Origin of the sequence: Bradyrhizobium sp. LB8.2, assembly GCF_040548035.1 — a bacterium.
Classification (GTDB): Bacteria; Pseudomonadota; Alphaproteobacteria; order Rhizobiales; family Xanthobacteraceae; genus Bradyrhizobium.
On record NZ_JBEPQV010000017.1, the window covers coordinates 142,756 to 160,985 of the forward strand.

Below are 18,230 nucleotides of genomic sequence, written 5' to 3' on the forward strand. Positions count from 1 at the left end.
CTTCCATGATGCCATCATGCCCCTGTTTTGCCCGACAAGTCAAACCGGCTTCGTAAAAAACGAAAAAGCGCAGCGCCAACAATGGGTCGGCTACTGTGCATGGGGTTGTTTTCGCGTTTCTTATTTTCCGGCCCAAACGTTCCGGATCGGAGCTGTCCGAGCCCCCGCCTCAGCTATCCACCTTCAGCGCGGCAATGAAAGCTTCCTGCGGGATGTCGACCTTGCCGAACTGCCGCATCTTCTTCTTGCCTTCCTTCTGCTTCTCCAGAAGTTTTCGCTTACGGGTAATGTCGCCGCCGTAGCACTTTGCGGTGACGTCCTTGCGTAGGGCGCGCACCGTTTCGCGGGCGATCACCTTGCCGCCGATCGCCGCCTGGATCGGGATCTGGAACATGTGCGGCGGGATCAGCTCCTTCATCTTCTCGACCATGGCGCGGCCGCGCCCCTCCGCGCGGGTGCGGTGGACCAGCATCGAGAGCGCGTCGACCGGCTCGTTGTTGACCAGGATCTGCATCTTGACGAGATCGGCCGGCTTATAGTCGGTGAGATGATAGTCGAACGAGGCGTAGCCCTTGGAGACCGATTTCAGGCGGTCGTAGAAGTCGAACACGACTTCGTTGAGCGGCAGATCGTATTTCACCATGGCGCGAGAGCCGACGTAGGTCAGCTCCTTCTGCGAGCCGCGGCGGTCCTGGCACAGCTTCAGCACGCTGCCGAGATATTCGTCGGGGGTGAGGATCGTGGCCTCGATCCAGGGCTCCTGGATCTCCGCGATCTTGACCACATCAGGCATGTCGATGGGATTGTGAATCTCGATCTCGGTGCCGTCGTTGAGCTTCATCTTGTAGATGACGCTCGGCGCGGTTGCGATCAGATTGAGATCGAACTCGCGCGACAGCCGCTCCTGGATGATCTCGAGGTGCAACAGGCCGAGGAAGCCGCAGCGGAAGCCGAAGCCGAGTGCGGCCGAGGTTTCCATTTCGAACGAGAAGCTGGCGTCGTTCAGCCGCAGCTTGCCCATCGCGGCGCGCAGCGTTTCGAAGTCGTCGGCATCGACCGGAAACAGGCCGCAGAACACCACCGGAATCGCAGGCTTGAAGCCCGGCAGCATTTCGGTGATCGGCTTTCTGTCGTCGGTGATGGTGTCGCCGACGCGGGTGTCGGCAACCTCCTTGATCGCCGCGGTGATGAAGCCGATCTCCCCGGGGCCGAGCTCGTCAACCTGCGTCATCTTCGGGGTGAAGAAGCCGACGCGCTCGACGTCATAGGCAGCACCCGTGCCCATCATGCGGATGCGGCCGCCCTTCTTCATCACGCCGTCGACGACGCGGATCAGCACGACCACGCCGAGATAGACGTCGTACCAGCTGTCGACCAGCAACGCCTTCAGCGTGGCGTCGCGATCGCCCTTCGGCGGTGGCAGGCGGGTGACGATCGCTTCGAGCACGTCGGGAACGCCGAGGCCGGTCTTGGCCGAGATCATCACGGCGTCCGAGGCGTCGATGCCGATCACGTCTTCGATCTGCTGCCTGATCTTCTCGGGTTCGGCGGCGGGAAGGTCGACCTTGTTCAGGACCGGCACGATCTCATGACCGGCGTCGAGCGCGTGGTAGACGTTGGCAAGCGTCTGCGCTTCCACGCCCTGGCTGGCGTCGACCACCAGCAGGGAACCCTCGCAGGCCGCCAGCGACCGCGAGACTTCGTAGGCGAAGTCGACATGGCCCGGCGTGTCCATCAGGTTGAAGATGTAATCCTTGCCGTCCTTGGCGTGGTATTTCAGCCGAACCGTCTGCGCCTTGATGGTGATGCCGCGCTCGCGCTCGATGTCCATGGAATCGAGCACCTGCTCCTTCCCGGCCATTTCGCGGTCGGTGAGGCCGCCGGTGATCTGGATCAGACGGTCGGCGAGCGTCGATTTGCCATGGTCGATATGGGCGACGATGGAGAAATTGCGGATGTTGGAAATGGGGACGGTCGTCATGGGCGCGGGATACCACTCACATCCCCGTGCGGCAACCATATTGCTGTAATTTCAGGGCCTTTGTTCACGCCAAGCTGATTCCACTGGGTGCCAAAACGCGCTACGCAACGGCCCATGTCGACCACTTCTCTTCCCACCGCCGGGGCGCGCGCGAAGACCCGGGCGAGCTATGCCCGTTTTCGGGCCTGGCTGGTTGCCAGCGCGATCCGGCCGGAGGCGCGCCTCTGGCTGGTGATCCAGCTCGCCATCCTGCATGCGGTGCTCTGGACCTTCATCCTGATCAACCTGAAGGCCGCGCAGGACGTTCACATGGACGTCGCAGAAGCCTGGGGCTGGGGGCAGAAATTCCTGTGGGGCTATGGCAAGCACCCGCCGCTGTCGGGCTGGGTCGCCGGCGTCTGGTTCATGGCATTCCCGCCGACGGACTGGGCGACCTATGCGCTGGCGATGGCGACCGTCAGCGTCGGCATGGTAATCTGCTGGCTCATCGCGTTGCGCGTCGTGGATGCGCGGCGCGCGTTCCTGGTCGTGGTGATGGTCGCGCTCTACCCGATCTTCAATTTCAAGGGTTTCAAGTACAATCCCGACCTGCTCCAGCTCGTCACTTTGCCGCTCCTCGTGCTCGCCTATCTCAATGCGTTCGAGAAGCGGAGCTGGCAATCCGGAGTCTTGCTCGGACTTGCCGGCGCGCTGGCGCTGATGACCAAATACTGGGTGCTGACCATGATCGGTGCCATCGGGCTTGCCGCGTTGATCCATCCAGAGCGGATGAGGTTCCTGTCGTCGCCGGGGCCATGGGTTGCGATCGTGACGATGGTGGTGGCGATGATCCCGCACATCGTCTGGCTGGCGGAGGCGCATTTCGTGCCGCTGACCTATGCCGGCGACACCTACAGCCTTGAGGACAGCGGCCAGGTGCATCAGCTCGTGGCCGGCTATGCCCTGCATAATCTGGCGCTGCTGGCATTGCCGGTGGCGCTGGCCGCGCTGGCGATGGCCCTTGTGCCGCATTGGGTCTCGCTGCTCATGCGCGCGCCCTTGCGCATCGTCACGCGGGCCTGGGCGCGCGGCGCGAATCCCGGTGTGAACCTTTCGCAGGCGCGCAACGTCTGGATCATCCAGATCATCGTCGCATTCGGCCCCGCGCTCGGCGCGCTGGCCTTCAGAATCTACATGAAGACCGACTGGGGCATCTCGCTGTTCTTCCTGGTGCCGCTCGCGCTGGTCGCGATCCCGGCGTTGCGGGTGCAGAGTGCTGCGCTGTTCAACATTGTCGCGATCTGGCTCGTGCTCAGCGTCGCGACGCTCGCTGCCTCGCCCTGGATCGCCGCGCGCGAGATGGCGGCCAATGCCGGCAACACGGCGACCTATGGCGCGCGCTCGGATCTCGCGCGTGAGCTGGCGCAGGCCTGGCACGCGCGCTTCGCCTCGCGCTGGGCGGTCGTCGCGGGCACCATGGAATCGATCCAGCCGATGGTGTTTTACAGCCCCGATCATCCGGCCGCGTTCACGCCGCTCGAAGCCTGGGGGTCCGGGTTGATCTCGCCCGATGACGTCAAGCGATACGGCTTCATCGGCGTGTTCGATCCGGCCGACGGTCGCTTGCCGGCGTTCGAGAAATGGGTGTCCGAGGTTGCGCCGAACGCCGAGCGCATCGTGATGACGACGCGCCGCTTCACTCACGGCAAGGCCGGTCCGTCGATGAGCTGGAATATCTACATCGCGCCGCCGGGGAAATGATCGAGGCGAAGCCGCCTAAATCCCTTCCTCGTTGAATTTGCTTTCAACGAGCTCGGTGATTGCGGCGAGTGCGGCTTCGGCATCGTCGCCGGCGGCCGCCACAGTGATGGTCGTGCCGGGACCAGCGGCGAGCATCATCAGGCCCATGATCGAGGTCCCGCCGACGGTCTCGCCGCCGCGCGTCACCCAGACCTGCGCGTTGAAGCGCTCGACGGCCTGGACGAACTTTGCGGAGGCCCGCGCGTGCAGGCCGCGCTTGTTGATGATCAGAAGGTCTTTGGAGATCGCGCCCGCGGGCACACCCGTCCCGGCTTGCGGCGCCTCGTCGCTCATTTGCCGGCGAGCACGCGGCTGGCAATGGTGACGTATTTGCGGCCCGCTTCCTGCGCCATCGCGATCGCGTCGGGCAGCGGACGCTCCTCGCGCACCTTGGCGAGCTTCACCAGCATGGGAAGGTTGATGCCCGCGAGCACTTCGACCTTCGGCCGGCTCATGCAGGATATTGCGAGGTTCGACGGCGTGCCGCCAAACATGTCGGTGAGGATCGCGACGCCGTCGCCGGAATCGACGCGGTTAACCGCTTCTATGATGTCGCTTCGACAGAGATCGGAATCATCTTCGGCGCCGATCGTGATCGCTTCGATTTGCTTTTGTGGGCCCATGACATGTTCAAGCGCTGCCTTGAATTCGTCGGCAAGGCGCCCGTGGGTCACAAGTACTAGACCAATCATCGGAAAACTCCTCGCGGGCGCTTTTGGTGCACCGCACGAACGCGCCACTTTGACCATCCAGAGCCCCCGCGCAAGAGGGGATGTTGCGTATCTCCCTGAATCTAGACGGATGGATGAGGGGAGCTGCGCCGGTCTATTCGGTCGCGAGTGTGGGGTTCATATGGTTACCATTTCCCTTCAAACAATCGCCTGAAGGGTTAACGGAAGATGAACTCTTGGTAGTGGTCAAGGCGGCGACAACCAAAGGAAGTGGCGAATAGTCGCGGCCAACCGGGATTCGCGGTATTTCGGCACCTAAAATGCTTGTTTTCAGGGATTCGGCCGCTGGCAGCCGCTCCGCGTCCGCTGCGTCGAGATCGACCACGAGGCCGACGGTCGCATGCTCCACGAAGTCGCAGCGGCGGATTCCCAGCCCCCGGATTTCGATCAGGCCGGCCAGTGTCCTGCTCGGGCGGACCTCAATTTCGCGGCCGACTGTCGCCAGATGGACACGGTCATCACCGACCAGGACGGCCCTTTCGACCACGCCGCTGCGCCCCGCCATGATCAAATCGAACGCAAGGCGCGACTTGCCGGAGCCGGAAGGCCCGCGGATCAGCACCGCCAGATCTCCCACCTTGACGGCGGAGGCGTGAATGCTGGGGCCGCCCTCGCTCATAGTGCCGGCAGCCTCACCACGAAGCGCGCGCCGACAGCGGTAGGCGCTCCGTCCTCGTCCGGCGGGCCAGGGCGGTTCTCCGCCCAGATGCGTCCGCCATGGGCGTCGATGATCTGCTTGGAGATCGACAGGCCGAGGCCGGAGTTCTGGCCAAAGCCCTGATGTGGTCGGTCGGTGTAGAAGCGCTCGAAGATGCGTTGCAGCGCGTCGTCGCGGATGCCGGGACCGTCGTCGTCGACCACGATCTCGATCTCTCCGCGCACGCGGCGGCAGGTGAGGCGCACCTTGTTGCCGGGCTCGGAGAAGGATTGCGCGTTGGCGAGCAGGTTGGAGACCACCTGTCCGAGCCGCGAATCGTGGCCGGTCACGGCGAAACTGTCGGTCGGGCTGCGGCCTTCGAAGCGCGTTTCGACCGCGACGTCATGGCCGAGCTTGGTTTCATTGGCGACGGAGACGAGCGTCGTCAACAGGCGGCGCAGGTCGACCGGGATCGCATCCTGGCGCTGCAGTTCGGCATCGAGGCGGCTGGCGTCGGAGATGTCCGAGATCAACCGGTCGAGCCGCTTGACGTCATGCTCGATCACCTCGAGCAGGCGTGCGCGGCTGTTGTCGTTGCGCGCCAGCGGCAGCGTCTCGACCGCGGAGCGCAAAGAGGTCAGCGGGTTCTTCAATTCATGCGCGACGTCGGCAGCGAACATCTCGATCGCCTCGATGCGGCTGTAGAGCGCGCTGGTCATGTCGCGCAGCGCACCGGAGAGATGGCCGATCTCGTCGCGACGGCGGGTGAAGTCGGGAATCTCGACGCGGGTGTTGATGCGGCGGCGGATGCGCTCGGCGCTGTCGGCAAGCCGGCGCACGGGCCCCGCGATCGTGCTCGCAAGCAGCAGCGACAGCATGATCATGACCGCGGCGGCGACGCCGCCCACTTTGAGGATAGCGAGGCGCTCGGCGGTGACCATCTGGTCGATGTCGTCGCCCTGCGTCGACAGCATCAGCGCGCCGTGGATGGCGCGCGAGCGCAGCACGGGGACCGCGACCGAGACGATCACCTCGCCGCGCGAATTGACCCGCACCATCGAGCGCTTCTGGCCCTGGAGCGCGTCGCCCACCTCCGCATAGCCGTTGCCGTTCTCGGGCCCGAGCTCGCGATAGAGCGGCAGGTCGCCGCGGTTCAGCCAGGTGCGGACCGCGACCATGCCGCGTTCGACGATGCCCGGGTTCTCGGCGGAGACCGACGGCAGGGGGAAGCGCACCACGGTCTCGAGGCTGCGGCTGTCGACCAGCAGGCTGCCGTTCGGGTCGTAGATGCGGGCGCGCGTCTTGGTCGGCGAGATCAGCGTGCGCAGCACCGGCGCCACGCGCTCCGGATTGATCGGAAAATCCAGCGGCGAATACTCGTCCGACCCGCCATAGGTCTCGCCCGGCTTGAGGTCGAGCAGCCGGTCGGGATCGATGGTGATGGCGTTGGTCTGCACCGTCGCGGAGGCCGCGATCGCGCCGGCGATGATCTCCGCCTGCACCAGCAGGCTCTGCGCGCGCGCGTCGATCAGGCCGGCGCGGAACTGCGACAGATAAAGGATGCTCGCCACCAGCGCCACGAGGCCGGCGAGGTTGAGCGAGACGATGCGGCGGGTCAGGCTCGAGAAGGACAGCGCGAAGAAGAACTGCCCGGCGCGCGTCAGCCAGTTCAGCGGCCGCCAGCCGTGCACGGCCGGCTTGTCATCGGCCAATTGATCCGGATCGCCGTGGGCGGTGACGTCCTCGGCGTTCTGGTTCTCGTCAGGCTGCGTTCGGTCAAGCAATGCTCACGCCCGCGTTAGGACAACTCGTGCGAAGGTCCTCGCATCCTAGAGCCATCCCGGTCGTGATGGAATCAGAACCGGCGATGCTCTCAGTCTTTGGTGAAGGCGCGTGCGCCTCAGGCTTCCTTGAAGCGGTAGCCGACGCCGTAGAGCGTCTCGATCATCTCGAACTCGTTGTCGACCACCTTGAACTTCTTGCGCAGTCGCTTGATGTGGCTGTCGATGGTGCGGTCGTCGACATAGACCTGATCGTCATAGGCGGCGTCCATCAGCGCGTTGCGGCTCTTCACCACGCCGGGCCGGGTCGCGAGCGCCTGCAGGATCAGAAATTCGGTAACGGTCAGCGTCACCGGCTCGTTCTTCCAGGTGCAGGTATGCCGTTCCGGATCCATGCGCAGCAGGCCGCGGTCGAGCGCCTTGGCGTCGTTCTCCTTCGGCGTGACGGTCGGGTCCTTCGGCGCCGACCGGCGCAGCACGGCCTTGACGCGCTCGACCAGCAGGCGCTGCGAGAACGGCTTCCGGATGAAGTCGTCGGCGCCCATCTTGAGGCCGAACAGTTCGTCGATCTCTTCGTCCTTGGAAGTCAGGAAGATCACCGGCAGGTCGGATTTCTGCCTGAGACGGCGCAGCGTCTCCATCCCGTCCATGCGCGGCATCTTGATGTCGAGGATGGCAAGATCGGGTTGGGTGGTGCGGAAACCGTCAAGCGCGGAGGCGCCGTCGGTGTAGGTCATGATGCGGTAGCCTTCGGCTTCCAACGCGATCGAGACGGATGTGAGAATGTTGCGGTCGTCGTCGACCAAAGCGATTGTGGGCATGAGCCTCTGCTTTCTGCTTTCCGTTTGAATCGTGGCTTAAAACGGCGAGCAATCCAGTGGTGCGCCGCATAGATGGGTGCCGATTTGGCAGTCGAACCTTGTTACCGAGCAATGCAAGCTAGGCTGAAGTGTGACCAAGTTCCACGAAACACGGCAGGTTCGCCGTATCTCGACCCATAACCAGGCCCCGGTTTACCCGAAAAATGGCCCTCCATGCAACCACCTGAGCCGAGAAAGCCGATGCAACCGACCTCCGATTTCGACCCCGGAAAGCTCGCCAAATCGCTGCTGCGGCGGTCGCGGCAGGGGGCCCTGGCAACGTTGATGGCCGGCAGCGGCGATCCCTATTGTTCCCTGGTCAATCTGGCCAGCCATCCGGATGGCTCGCCCATCCTGCTGATCTCGGGATTGGCCGTGCACACCAGGAACATCCTGGCCGATAGCCGGGTCTCCCTGATGCTGGACGAGCGGGCGGCGGGCGATCCCCTGGAGGGCGCCCGGATCATGCTGTCCGGTCACGCCGAGCAGGCCGATGCCGACAAGGATCTGCTCCGGCGACGGTATCTCGCTGCCCATCCCTTTGCGGAAGCGTTTGTTTCCTTTAAGGATTTCTCCTTCTACCGGATCCGGCCCACGGGAACCCATCTGGTTGCCGGCTTCGGCCGCATCGTCGATCTCAAGCCCGGGCAATTCCTCACGGACCTCACCGGGGCCGAGGATTTGCTGGCGGCGGAGGAGGGAGCGGTCGCGCACATGAATGCCGACCACCGCGACGCCATGGGCCTCTATGCAACAAAACTGCTCGACGCGGCCGAGGGCGACTGGCGCTGCACCGGTTGCGATCCTGAGGGCATCGACATGCAGGAGGGCCAGACCGTGCTCCGGCTGGAATTCCCGGAGCGGGTGGCTGATGGCACGGCGCTGCGCAAGATGCTGGTCCGCCTCGCTGGCGAAGCGCGCACAAAGACGGACCCGAGCGCAACAATTTGAACGCTGCTGCCCACCGCCGCGACCCAAGTCCGTAATCGGTACCGTAACCGGTCCGAAGGCGGCGGCGAGAGTGTTCATGGCAGGATGTAATCGACTGGCGCTGGTTGCGGGTTTGGCGCTCGCGATCACCGCATCGCTTGTCACGCCAAGCTTTGCCCAGAAAGGTCTCGCCCAGAAAGGTCTCGCCGCGGAGAGCGCGCGGATCAACGCACTCATGAGCGCCGGCAAATATTCGGAAGCACTACCTTTGGCGCAAGGCATGGTCGCGAGCCTGGAGAAGAGCGACACCGGTCGCGAACTCGCCGCCGCGTTGAACAACCTTGGTTAGGTTCACGCCGGTCAGGGCCACGACGATCTGGCGGAGCCGCTCTACAAGCGCGCCATCGCTTTGATGGAAAGATCGCTCGGTCTCGAAACCCCACTGCTTGGAGCCGAACTGAGCAATCTCGCCGCGCTCTACCAGCGGCAGGGCCGTTATGCCGAGGCCGAGCCGCTGTTCAAGCGTGCGCTCGCCGTTCGCGAGAAGGGACTGTCGCGCGAGCACCCCGACGTCGGTCAGTCGCTCAACAATCTCGCCACGCTCTATGTGAAGCAGCAGCACTATGCGGACGCCGAGCCACTGTTTCAGCGGGCGCTGGCGATCTACCAGAAGGCTGGCGGCCCCGAGCATCCGGCGGTGGCCACGGTCCTGAACAATCTCGGCCAGGTCTATCGCGATCTCAACCGCGATGCCGACGCGGAAGCGCCGATCAAGCGCTCGCTCGCGATCCGCGAGAAGGTGCTGGGACCGGAACATCCCGACGTCGCGCGCTCCCTCAACAATCTCGCCGGCCTCGACGAGCACCAGCAGCGCTACGCCGACGCCGAGCCGATCTATCGCCGTGCGCTGGTCATCCGCGAACGTGCGCTCGGGCCCGATCATCCAGAGGTCGCGACCTCGACCGGCAATCTCGCTTATTTCCTCTACGTGTCCGGGCGCACCGCGGATGCATTGCCGTTTGCGGAAAAGACGTTGCGGGACGATCGCGCGCAGTTGCGCGTCGTGTTGCCGGTCCTGTTCGCCGCGCGCCAACAAGATCTGCTGCCGGGCGACAAGGCGCTGGACCAGGCCCTCTCCGCGATCCAGCGCGGCACGCAATCCTCCGCCGCGGCCGCCGTGAACAAGCTCGCGGTTCGGCTTGCCGCCGGCAGCGACCGGCTTGCCGAACTGGTGCGCCGGGACCAGGATCTTGCGGCTGAATCCGAGGCACTCGACAAAGCGATCGTCACCGCGGTGTCGAAGCAATCCGCCCAGCGTGATCTCGCAGCCGAGCAGCGCAGCCGCGCGCGGATCGCAATGATTGCGAACGAGCGTGCGGGCTCGCAGAAGACGCTCGCGGTCGAGTTTCCCGACTATGCGTCGCTCTCCAATCCCCTGCCGTTGACAGTAAAGGACATCCAGCCGCTGCTGTCGGCCGACGAGGCGATGGTGCTCTACTCCGTCGTCGACAAGCAGAGCTATGTCATCGCGATCACACGCGAGGGCGTCGACTGGAAGGCGATTCCACTCGGGGCGGATGCGCTGGCGCAGAAGGTGACTGCCTTCCGCAAAGGACTCGATATCGGCAAGGCGCGCGATAAGGCGCGCGATGCGTCCGGCAAATCCGGATTGTTCGATCTCGGGCTGGCCAACGAACTCCATGTCGCGCTGCTCGGTCCGGTCGAGGCGTTGACGAAGGACAAGCGCAGCCTGCTGGTGGTGCCGTCGGCTGCGCTGACTGCATTGCCGTTTCATCTGCTCGTCACGGAGAAGCCACCGGCTGCGATCCCGGACACGCTCGAAGGCTATCGCGGCGCCGCCTGGCTGCTGCGGCGTCAGGCCGTCTCGGTGCTGCCGTCGGTGGTCAGCCTGAAATCGCTGCGCGCCTTCGCGCGGAGGGATCATGGCGTGAAGCCGATGACCGGCTTTGGCGATCCCGTGTTCAATCCTGCGCTTGAAGCGCCCGCCCAGCGGCGCGCCGCGAACGGCAAGGTCGCCGCGCGCAGCATCGCGACCATCGCCTATACCGACTTCTGGCGCGGTGCCGGCGTCGATCGCGCGCGGCTTGCGCAGGCGTTGCCGCAACTGCCGGATACCGCCGACGAGTTGAACGCGGTGGCCAGGGATGTCGGGGCTGCCGAGGCCGATATCCATCTCGACCGCGACGCCAGCGAGACGACGCTCAAGCGTGCAGCGCTTGCTCAATACGGCATCATCTACTTTGCCACCCACGGCCTCGTTGCCGGTGATATCAAGGGCCTGGGTGAGCCCTCGCTCGCGCTCTCCATTCCCGATCAGCCCACGGAGCTCGACGACGGTCTGCTCACCGCGAGTGAAGTCGCCCAGCTCAAGCTCAATGCGGATTGGGTTGTGCTGTCGGCCTGCAACACCATCGCAGGCGACAAGCCCGCCGCCGAGGCGCTGTCGGGACTGGCACGCTCGTTCTTCTATGCCGGCGCCCGCGCGCTGCTGGTCTCGCATTGGGCGGTGGATTCGGAAGCTGCCACCCGCCTGACCACGACGACTTTCGAGTTGCTCAAAAACGATCCAAAAATCGGTCGTGCCGAAGCTTTGCGCCGCGCGATGTTAACCTATGTTGATGACACCTCGTCACCGCGCAATGCCTATCCCGCGATGTGGGGGCCGTTCGCGCTCATCGGCGAAGGCGAGGCACGATAGGACGGCGTTAGAAATTGCTCAGAGAAACTGTCCTTGGGCATTTGTGCGTCGCAATAACCTTGGGAAACGCCGAAACGTGCATTTGGTTGCGCGATCATTCGTGATTTTTTGATGCGCCTGCTCAGAGCTGACATGCGCGGCGTTTGGCGCGGTCCTTGAATAAACCAAATCCTGCGGGATCAGCTTGGCAACGCCAGCGTTCATCAGTATTAGGTCGCGCAGCCGAGGCCGGATGGCCTATCATTCACGGTGACCGCGACGGCGCTAAAGCATGATCGCGCTGAGAGTCGCGGGTTCTAGGAGGATTTTTCGTGCAAGAGACGGGCGTGCGCAACGGTGCCTTCGGTGCCGACAAATTTGGTTTAAAGAATCTCAAGCAGGTTCACTGGAACCTCGGTGCGCCGCAACTCTATCAATACTCACTCTCCGCGGGCGAGGCGGTGCTGTCGGCCGACGGCGCGCTCTGCGCCGACACCGGCGAGTTCACCGGCCGCAGCCCCAAGGACAAGTTCACGGTGCGCGACGCCACCACCGACAAGAAGATGTGGTGGGCCGGCAACCAGTCGATCACGGCTGAGCAGTTCGAGACGCTCTACCAGGACTTCCTCAAGCACGCCGAAGGCAAGTCGCTGTTCGCGCAGGACCTCTACGGCGGCGCCGATCCGGCCTACCGCATCAAGACTCGCGTCTTCACCGAGCTCGCTTGGCATTCGCTGTTCATCCGCACGCTGCTGATCCGCCCCGAGGCGGTCGAGCTGCCGAGCTTCACGCCGGAGCTCACTATCATCGACATGCCGAGCTTCCGCGCCGATCCGAAGCGCCATGGCTGCAAGTCGGAGAACGTCGTCGCGATTGATTTCGCCCGCAAGATCGTGCTGATCGGCGGGTCTTATTATGCCGGCGAGATGAAGAAGTCGGTCTTCACCACGCTGAACTACTATCTGCCGGAGCGTGGCGTGATGCCGATGCACTGCTCGGCCAATGTCGGCGCCAAGGGCGATGCCGCGATCTTCTTCGGCCTGTCCGGCACCGGCAAGACCACGCTGTCCGCCGATCCCAACCGCACGCTGATCGGCGACGACGAGCACGGCTGGGGCCCGAACGGTGTCTTCAATTTCGAAGGCGGCTGCTATGCCAAGTGCATCAAGCTGTCGCAGGAAGCCGAGCCCGAGATCTACGCGGCCTCGACGCGCTTCGGCGCGGTGCTCGAGAACTGCGTGCTCGACGAAGACACTCGCGTGGTCGATTTCGACGACGGCTCCAAGACCGAGAACACGCGTTCGGCCTATCCGCTCGAATTCATCCCGAACGCCTCGCGCACCGGCCGCGCGCCGCAGCCGAAGAACGTGGTGATGCTCGCCGCCGATGCCTTCGGCGTGCTGCCGCCGATTGCCAAGCTGTCGCCGGCGCAGGCGATGTATCACTTCCTGTCGGGCTACACCGCCAAGGTCGCCGGCACCGAGCGCGGTCTCGGCAACGAGCCCCAGCCGGAATTCTCGACCTGCTTCGGTTCGCCCTTCCTGCCGCTCGACCCCTCCGTCTACGGCAACATGCTGCGCGACCTGATCGCCCAGCACAATGTCGACTGCTGGCTGGTCAACACCGGCTGGACCGGCGGCAAGTACGGCACCGGCTCGCGTATGCCGATCAAGGTGACGCGCGCGCTGCTCACCGCCGCGCTCGACGGCTCGCTTCGCAACGTCGAATTCCGCACCGACAAATATTTCGGCTTCGCGGTCCCGACCGCGCTGCCGGGTGTGCCGAGCGAGATCCTCAACCCGGTCAACACCTGGAAGGACAAGGACGAGTTCGACAAGACCGCCCGTGCGCTGGTCGGCATGTTCCAGAAGAACTTTGCCAAGTTCGAAGCGCAGGTCGACGCCGAGGTCCGCGCCGCTGCGCCGGACGTGAAGCTCGCGGCGGAGTAGATTGCTTCTGCTTGAATACAAAAGGGCGGTCGCAACGCCGCCCTTTTTGTTTGTGCGATATCTCTCCACTTGTCATTGCGAGCGCAGCGAAGCAATCCAGAATCCCTCAGCGGAAATAGTCTGGATTGCTTCGCTGTGCTCGCAATGACGAATCCGCGGAAGCGCCTACGCCTTGAAATACGCAATCTGCGTTGTCGTCGCGAGCAGTCGCCCGTTCGGTGACCACAGCTCGGCGTTCTGGTCGGCGTAGCTCTTGTGCATGATCTTCGCATCGGCCGTCGCGAGCACGCGGGTGATGTCCTCGGCCGCGAGCTCTTCGCTGTCCGTGTGGAAGTAAGTCGTCAGCGACACCGTGCCGAACGGCACCAGCTCGCGCCGCGCGTGGAAGATGCGGCCGAAGAAGGCGTCCGACATCGACATCAGCGACGGCATGTCGAGCTTGCGTGGCGTGCGGTCGCCGATCCATATTTTTGAATAGGTGCTGGCGAGCTCGGCCTGCGGCGGCCCGATCCTCATCTCGCCCTCGACGAACCGGAATTCATACTGGTTGGCCCAGGACGCCGCGATCTTCGGGAACGGCAGCGTCTCTTCGAACGGCTTAGTGTCAGGATATTGCGCCACCCTGTGCTCCCAGGACGGCCGGCGTTCGGCGAACACGGCGGTGGCGAGCGTTGCGACCTCACCGCCGCCTTGCGACAGTTCGACGCTCCAGTGCTGGCTGGAGCGGTTGGCCTTCACCAGCCGCAGGTCGAGATCAAACGGCCCCTTCGCGATCGGCGCGCAGTAATTGACGGTAAGCGCCAGCGGATCACCGGCGCGTTCCGGATGGTCGATCAGCGCGCGCAAAATGGTCGCCGCGGTGACGCCGCCGAACGGGCCGACGAAGGCCCAGTAATCGTCACTGGTGTGCCCTTGCCAGCTGCTATCGCCCGCGGTGATGCGGGTGGCGTCGTCGAAAGGGTGCGGAAGCTTGGCGTGCATTGTCATGTCCGGCGCTCAATGACGGACGTCATATCACGTCCGTCGTCGGCCTGTGCAATTACCTCTGGAGTAGCCGATTTCACGCTGCGGAAAATCAGCCGGCCGCGCCGCGCTGGTCCTCCGCGTCCTGGAATGGCGGCGTGATCGGATTGACCGGTACGTTCCAGATTTCCTCGGCATATTCGCGGATGGTACGGTCGGAGGAGAACCACGCCATGCGCGCGACGTTGAGGATGGAGGCGCGCGTCCAGGCCGGCGCCACTTGCCAGCGCGCATCGACGCTGCGCTGCGCCTCGTAATAAGAATCGAAATCGGCGCTGACCATGTAATGGTCGAGGTAGCGTAGCGCGTGCGCGATGGATTCGAAGCGGCCGGGATCGCCGGGCGAGAACTCGCCGGCGCCGATCGCATTGATGGCGCGCTGGAGCTTTGGCGAATTGCGGATCACGTCGGAGGCGTCCAGCCCCTGCTTGCGCCGCATCATCACGTCGCCGGCTTCCATGCCGAAGATCGCGATGTTCTCCGCGCCGACATGGTCGCGGATCTCGATGTTGGCGCCGTCGAGCGTGCCGATGGTGAGAGCACCGTTCAGCGACAGCTTCATGTTGCCGGTGCCGGAGGCTTCCATGCCGGCGGTCGATATCTGCTCGGACAGGTCGGCCGCCGGAATGATCACCTCGGCGAGGCTGACATTGTAGTCCGGCAGGAAGACGACCTTGAGCTTGCCGTCGATCGCGGGATCGTTGTTGACGACTTCCGCAACGTCGTTGATCAGCTTGATGATCAGCTTGGCGTAGCGGTAGCTCGCCGCGGCCTTGCCCGCAAAGATCTTCACCCGCGGCACCCAATTGCCGTTGGGGTCGTCCTTGATCGCCTGGTACAGTGCAACTGTCTCGATCACATTGAGAAGCTGGCGCTTGTATTCGTGGATGCGCTTGATTTGCACGTCGAACAGCGCGGTCGGATCGACCTTGATGCCGAGCCGTTCGCCGATCAGGCGCGCCAGCGCGGTCTTGTTGTGAAGCTTGACGCTGCGGAACTTCTTCTGGAATTCGACGTCGCTGGCGCGAGCTTCGATCAGGCTGAGCTGCGTCGGATCGTCGAGCACGGCGTCGCCGCAGGTCTCGCGCAACAAATCTGTCAGCTTCGGGTTCGCCAGCATCAGCCAGCGGCGGAAGGTGATGCCGTTGGTCTTGTTGGTGATGCGGCCGGGATAAAGATGGTTGAGGTCGTGGAACACGGTCTCGCGCATCAGGTCCGAATGCATCGCCGAGACGCCGTTGATGCGGTGCGAGCCGACGAAGGCGAGCTGGCCCATGCGCACGCGCCGCCCGCTCCTCTCGTCAATCAGCGAGACCGAGGCACGGAAGTCGATGTCGCCGGGCGCGCGCGCTTCGGCGAGCGCGAGATGCTGCACGTTGATGCGGTAGATGATCTCGAGATGCCGCGGCAGCAGCCGCTCGAACAGCTCGACCGGCCAGGTCTCGAGCGCCTCGGGCAGCAGCGTGTGGTTGGTGTAGGATAGCGTAGCGACCGTGATCTTCCAGGCTTCGTCCCAGCGGAAATTGTGCAGGTCGACGAGGATGCGCATCAGCTCGGTGACGGCGAGGCTCGGATGGGTGTCGTTGAGCTGCACCGCGACCTTGCTCGACAGGCTGCGGAGTTGGCCGTCCGACGCAAGATGCCGCTTGATCAGATCCTGCAGCGAAGCCGAGACGAAGAAATATTCCTGGCGCAGCCGCAACTCGCGTCCCGCCGGACTCTCGTCGTTCGGATAGAGGAATTTGCAGATCGCTTCCGCGCGCGATTGCTCGGCGGTGGCGCTGACATAGTCGCCCTTGTTGAAGGCGTCGAGCTTCAACGGATCGGGCGAGCGCGCCGACCACAGTCGCAGCGCGTTGACGTGCTGACCGCGCCAGCCGACGATCGGCGTATCATAGGCGATCGCCTGCACGGTTTCGGACGGATGCCAGATCGCGCGGTCGCGGCCCTTGTCGTCGACATGCTCGATGCCGCCGCCGAAATTGATGTCATAGATCACTTCCGGCCGCTGCAATTCCCAGGGGTTGCCGAAGCCGAGCCATTCGTCCGGATATTCCTGCTGCCAACCCTGATTGATGATCTGGCGGAACAGGCCGTAATCATAACGGATGCCGTATCCGATCGCGGGGATCGACAGCGTCGCCATGCTTTCCATGAAGCAGGCGGCAAGTCGGCCGAGGCCGCCATTGCCGAGCGCGGCGTCCGGCTCGCATTTGCGCAGCTCCGGCAGCGATACGCCGAGATCACCGAGCGCGACCTCGAAGATCTTGAGAAGCCCCATGTTGTTGAGCGCGTCGGTGAAGAGACGGCCGATCAAAAATTCGAGCGAGAGATAATAGACGCGCTTGCGCCCGGCATCGTAGCTGCGTTTCTCCGCGCTGAGCCAGCGATGCACGATGCGGTCGCGCAGCGCCAGCGCCGCGGCCTGGTACCAGTCGTGCCTGGTCGCCATGCCGGCGTCCTTGCCGACGGCGAGGCGCAGCTTCGCCAGGATCGCGCCCTTGATCTCAGCCAGTGCGAGTTCGTCGATGGGCTGGCCGGGTGCGGGTGCGGGAAAATTGGGCTGGAACGATGAATCTTGCAAAGCCGTCACTTCCTGGTCGAAAGACTACTACTCACCCTACGCATTTTGGCACCGTACCGGAACCATCGCTGGCGCGGCCGTGCACTGCGCTGGCGTAAAATTATGCAAGGAACGGGCCGATTTGGGAACCCGGACGCCTACGGGGAAACGTGGATTTGGTGCTAGAATGGCGGCAGATTCAGCCTTCAGTGTAGAGGAGACGTCCCATGAAGCCTCTGATGAGACTGCTGATCGAAATCGCCGCGGTCGCCTTCCTCGTCGTCTGCATCACCGCCTCCGGCGCAGCCTTCGCCGCCGGCAAGATGGGCCGCAGCGCCGACGGCCTGAGTTGCGCCGTCACTCTCCCGCAAAACGCATCCCCCGCCATGCGCTGCGCCGCCATCAAGCGCCAATGCGGAGGCAAGTTTTTTGCGAGCACCTGTGGGGACAGGCTGATGTCGGCGGTGAATTGAGGGAGTTGAGACGAAGCGAAACCGCCTCCACATCGTCAGCCTGGCGTTCGCCAGGGCGACGGACGTTTCCCTCACCATCCGCATGGTCGTCGGAACAAATTAAGAACACTTTAGCAAGTCTTTGATATATCATCGTGATTCGGCGTGCGGCCGACCACAATATCTAGCGTCCGTCAGACTTTGCGAGGACTACATGTCCACCATTGCCTTCGATCAATTTGCCCTCACCAGGATCGCCGATTTCGCGCGCTCGCTGTCGCGGCTGCATCAGGCGGCGCGGCGCTATGCCGTCGATGACGACCAGTTCGACCGCGAGTTCAACGCGGTGTGCCAGTCGATCTGGCGCTACACCATCGACGACGTCAGCGACGATTTGTTCTCGGCCGAGGACCATCTGTTTCTCGACACGCTGGACGAAGCGCATGCGCGCATCTTCGCGGCCGAGCAGGGTTATGACCTCGTCGACGATCAGGGCATGCTCACCGACTGGTGGGGCTTTTGCTGGATGATCTTGGCCGAAAAGCGCGGCCTGCTCACGGCGGACAACCGCGCCGCCGCGCGCGCGGCGATCGAGGAGAAATATCTGGCGGCGCCGAACGTGATCGGGGTGATCATCGGTAGGTAGTGCTCTCGCTCCTCATCCTGAGGAGCGCGCTTGCGCGCGTCTCGAAGGATAGAGGCCCGAGCTGCGAGACCCGGGCCTCTATGGTTCGAGACGGCGCTCACGCGCCTCCTCACCATGAGCCCCCAGCTCCGAACCGGCGCTGCACACGGACCATGAACACGGTATCGTGGCTGCGGGGTTCCGCCTGGAGCAGTGTGGCC

Annotated in this window: 13 protein-coding genes and 1 pseudogene; 6 read left to right on the forward strand and 8 right to left on the reverse strand. The window is 63.9% G+C overall.

Annotated elements, in window-relative coordinates:
- Window positions 1–169 precede the first annotated feature (169 nt).
- Window positions 170–1,981 carry a translation elongation factor 4 gene (gene lepA / locus ABIB06_RS21425; RefSeq protein ID WP_247348692.1) on the reverse strand — a complete coding sequence of 604 codons (1,812 nt, stop codon included), beginning with the start codon at window positions 1,979–1,981 and terminating at the stop codon, window positions 170–172.
- A gap of 114 nt (window positions 1,982–2,095) precedes the next feature.
- Between lepA and ABIB06_RS21430 the strand changes: the two genes are divergently transcribed.
- On the forward strand, window positions 2,096–3,721 hold the full coding sequence (locus tag ABIB06_RS21430) for a glycosyltransferase family 39 protein (RefSeq protein WP_354050277.1): 1,626 nt from the start codon (window positions 2,096–2,098) through the stop codon (window positions 3,719–3,721).
- A gap of 15 nt (window positions 3,722–3,736) precedes the next feature.
- Here the strand turns inward: ABIB06_RS21430 and ABIB06_RS21435 are convergent, their stop codons facing one another.
- The 5 genes from ABIB06_RS21435 to ABIB06_RS21455 form a co-directional block, all read right to left on the reverse strand.
- On the reverse strand, window positions 3,737–4,054 hold the full coding sequence (locus ABIB06_RS21435; RefSeq protein ID WP_247445378.1) for an HPr family phosphocarrier protein: 318 nt from the start codon (window positions 4,052–4,054) through the stop codon (window positions 3,737–3,739).
- The gene (locus ABIB06_RS21440) at window positions 4,051–4,452 is read right to left on the reverse strand and encodes a PTS sugar transporter subunit IIA (protein ID WP_007597752.1); all 402 of its coding nucleotides are present in this window, start codon (window positions 4,450–4,452) and stop codon (window positions 4,051–4,053) included. The genes ABIB06_RS21435 and ABIB06_RS21440 overlap by 4 nt, the downstream gene beginning before the upstream one ends.
- 133 nt (window positions 4,453–4,585) lie before the next feature.
- Window positions 4,586–5,110 carry an HPr kinase/phosphorylase gene (locus ABIB06_RS21445; protein ID WP_247348698.1) on the reverse strand — a complete coding sequence of 175 codons (525 nt, stop codon included), beginning with the start codon at window positions 5,108–5,110 and terminating at the stop codon, window positions 4,586–4,588.
- Window positions 5,107–6,912: a sensor histidine kinase gene (locus ABIB06_RS21450; RefSeq protein ID WP_354050280.1), complete on the reverse strand. Its 1,806-nt coding sequence runs from the start codon at window positions 6,910–6,912 to the stop codon at window positions 5,107–5,109. Before ABIB06_RS21450 ends, ABIB06_RS21445 begins: the two co-directional genes overlap by 4 nt.
- A gap of 116 nt (window positions 6,913–7,028) precedes the next feature.
- The gene (locus ABIB06_RS21455; protein WP_007597749.1) at window positions 7,029–7,730 is read right to left on the reverse strand and encodes a response regulator transcription factor; all 702 of its coding nucleotides are present in this window, start codon (window positions 7,728–7,730) and stop codon (window positions 7,029–7,031) included.
- A 240-nt stretch (window positions 7,731–7,970) separates the two neighbouring features.
- On the opposite strand from ABIB06_RS21455, the gene ABIB06_RS21460 reads away from it, so the two are divergent.
- From ABIB06_RS21460 to ABIB06_RS21470, 3 genes and pseudogenes are all read left to right on the forward strand, one after another.
- Complete coding sequence (locus tag ABIB06_RS21460) at window positions 7,971–8,720, forward strand: HugZ family pyridoxamine 5'-phosphate oxidase (protein WP_354050283.1); 750 nt, start codon at window positions 7,971–7,973, stop codon at window positions 8,718–8,720.
- A 76-nt stretch (window positions 8,721–8,796) separates the two neighbouring features.
- Window positions 8,797–11,418: pseudogene (locus ABIB06_RS21465) on the forward strand (CHAT domain-containing protein).
- A 311-nt stretch (window positions 11,419–11,729) separates the two neighbouring features.
- The gene (locus ABIB06_RS21470; protein ID WP_247445374.1) at window positions 11,730–13,346 is read left to right on the forward strand and encodes a phosphoenolpyruvate carboxykinase; all 1,617 of its coding nucleotides are present in this window, start codon (window positions 11,730–11,732) and stop codon (window positions 13,344–13,346) included.
- 165 nt (window positions 13,347–13,511) lie between these two features.
- Here ABIB06_RS21470 and ABIB06_RS21475 read toward each other — a convergent pair whose 3' ends face one another.
- Both ABIB06_RS21475 and ABIB06_RS21480 read right to left on the reverse strand, forming a co-directional pair.
- Window positions 13,512–14,327, reverse strand: coding sequence for an acyl-CoA thioesterase (locus tag ABIB06_RS21475; protein WP_354050285.1), 816 nt, complete (start codon window positions 14,325–14,327; stop codon window positions 13,512–13,514).
- Window positions 14,328–14,421: 94 nt separating this feature from the next.
- Window positions 14,422–16,953: a glycogen/starch/alpha-glucan phosphorylase gene (locus ABIB06_RS21480; protein ID WP_354050286.1), complete on the reverse strand. Its 2,532-nt coding sequence runs from the start codon at window positions 16,951–16,953 to the stop codon at window positions 14,422–14,424.
- A gap of 218 nt (window positions 16,954–17,171) precedes the next feature.
- Between ABIB06_RS21480 and ABIB06_RS21485 the strand changes: the two genes are divergently transcribed.
- Both ABIB06_RS21485 and ABIB06_RS21490 read left to right on the forward strand, forming a co-directional pair.
- Window positions 17,172–17,405, forward strand: coding sequence for a hypothetical protein (locus ABIB06_RS21485; RefSeq protein WP_354050287.1), 234 nt, complete (start codon window positions 17,172–17,174; stop codon window positions 17,403–17,405).
- Between the two features lie 193 nt (window positions 17,406–17,598).
- Window positions 17,599–18,030 (forward strand): hypothetical protein, encoded by a 432-nt coding sequence (locus ABIB06_RS21490; protein ID WP_247445369.1) that lies wholly within the window; start codon window positions 17,599–17,601, stop codon window positions 18,028–18,030.
- Window positions 18,031–18,230 lie beyond the last annotated feature (200 nt).

Coding starts and splice junctions, on each gene's coding strand:
- ABIB06_RS21440 (WP_007597752.1), bottom strand. CDS start 4,452: ATGATTGGTCTAGTACTTGTGACCCACGGGCGCCTTGCCGACGAATTC.
- ABIB06_RS21430 (WP_354050277.1), top strand. CDS start 2,096: ATGTCGACCACTTCTCTTCCCACCGCCGGGGCGCGCGCGAAGACCCGG.
- ABIB06_RS21455 (WP_007597749.1), bottom strand. CDS start 7,730: ATGCCCACAATCGCTTTGGTCGACGACGACCGCAACATTCTCACATCC.
- ABIB06_RS21485 (WP_354050287.1), top strand. CDS start 17,172: ATGAGACTGCTGATCGAAATCGCCGCGGTCGCCTTCCTCGTCGTCTGC.
- ABIB06_RS21435 (WP_247445378.1), bottom strand. CDS start 4,054: ATGAGCGACGAGGCGCCGCAAGCCGGGACGGGTGTGCCCGCGGGCGCG.
- ABIB06_RS21445 (WP_247348698.1), bottom strand. CDS start 5,110: ATGAGCGAGGGCGGCCCCAGCATTCACGCCTCCGCCGTCAAGGTGGGA.
- ABIB06_RS21475 (WP_354050285.1), bottom strand. CDS start 14,327: ATGCACGCCAAGCTTCCGCACCCTTTCGACGACGCCACCCGCATCACC.
- lepA (WP_247348692.1), bottom strand. CDS start 1,981: ATGACGACCGTCCCCATTTCCAACATCCGCAATTTCTCCATCGTCGCC.
- ABIB06_RS21490 (WP_247445369.1), top strand. CDS start 17,599: ATGTCCACCATTGCCTTCGATCAATTTGCCCTCACCAGGATCGCCGAT.
- ABIB06_RS21460 (WP_354050283.1), top strand. CDS start 7,971: ATGCAACCGACCTCCGATTTCGACCCCGGAAAGCTCGCCAAATCGCTG.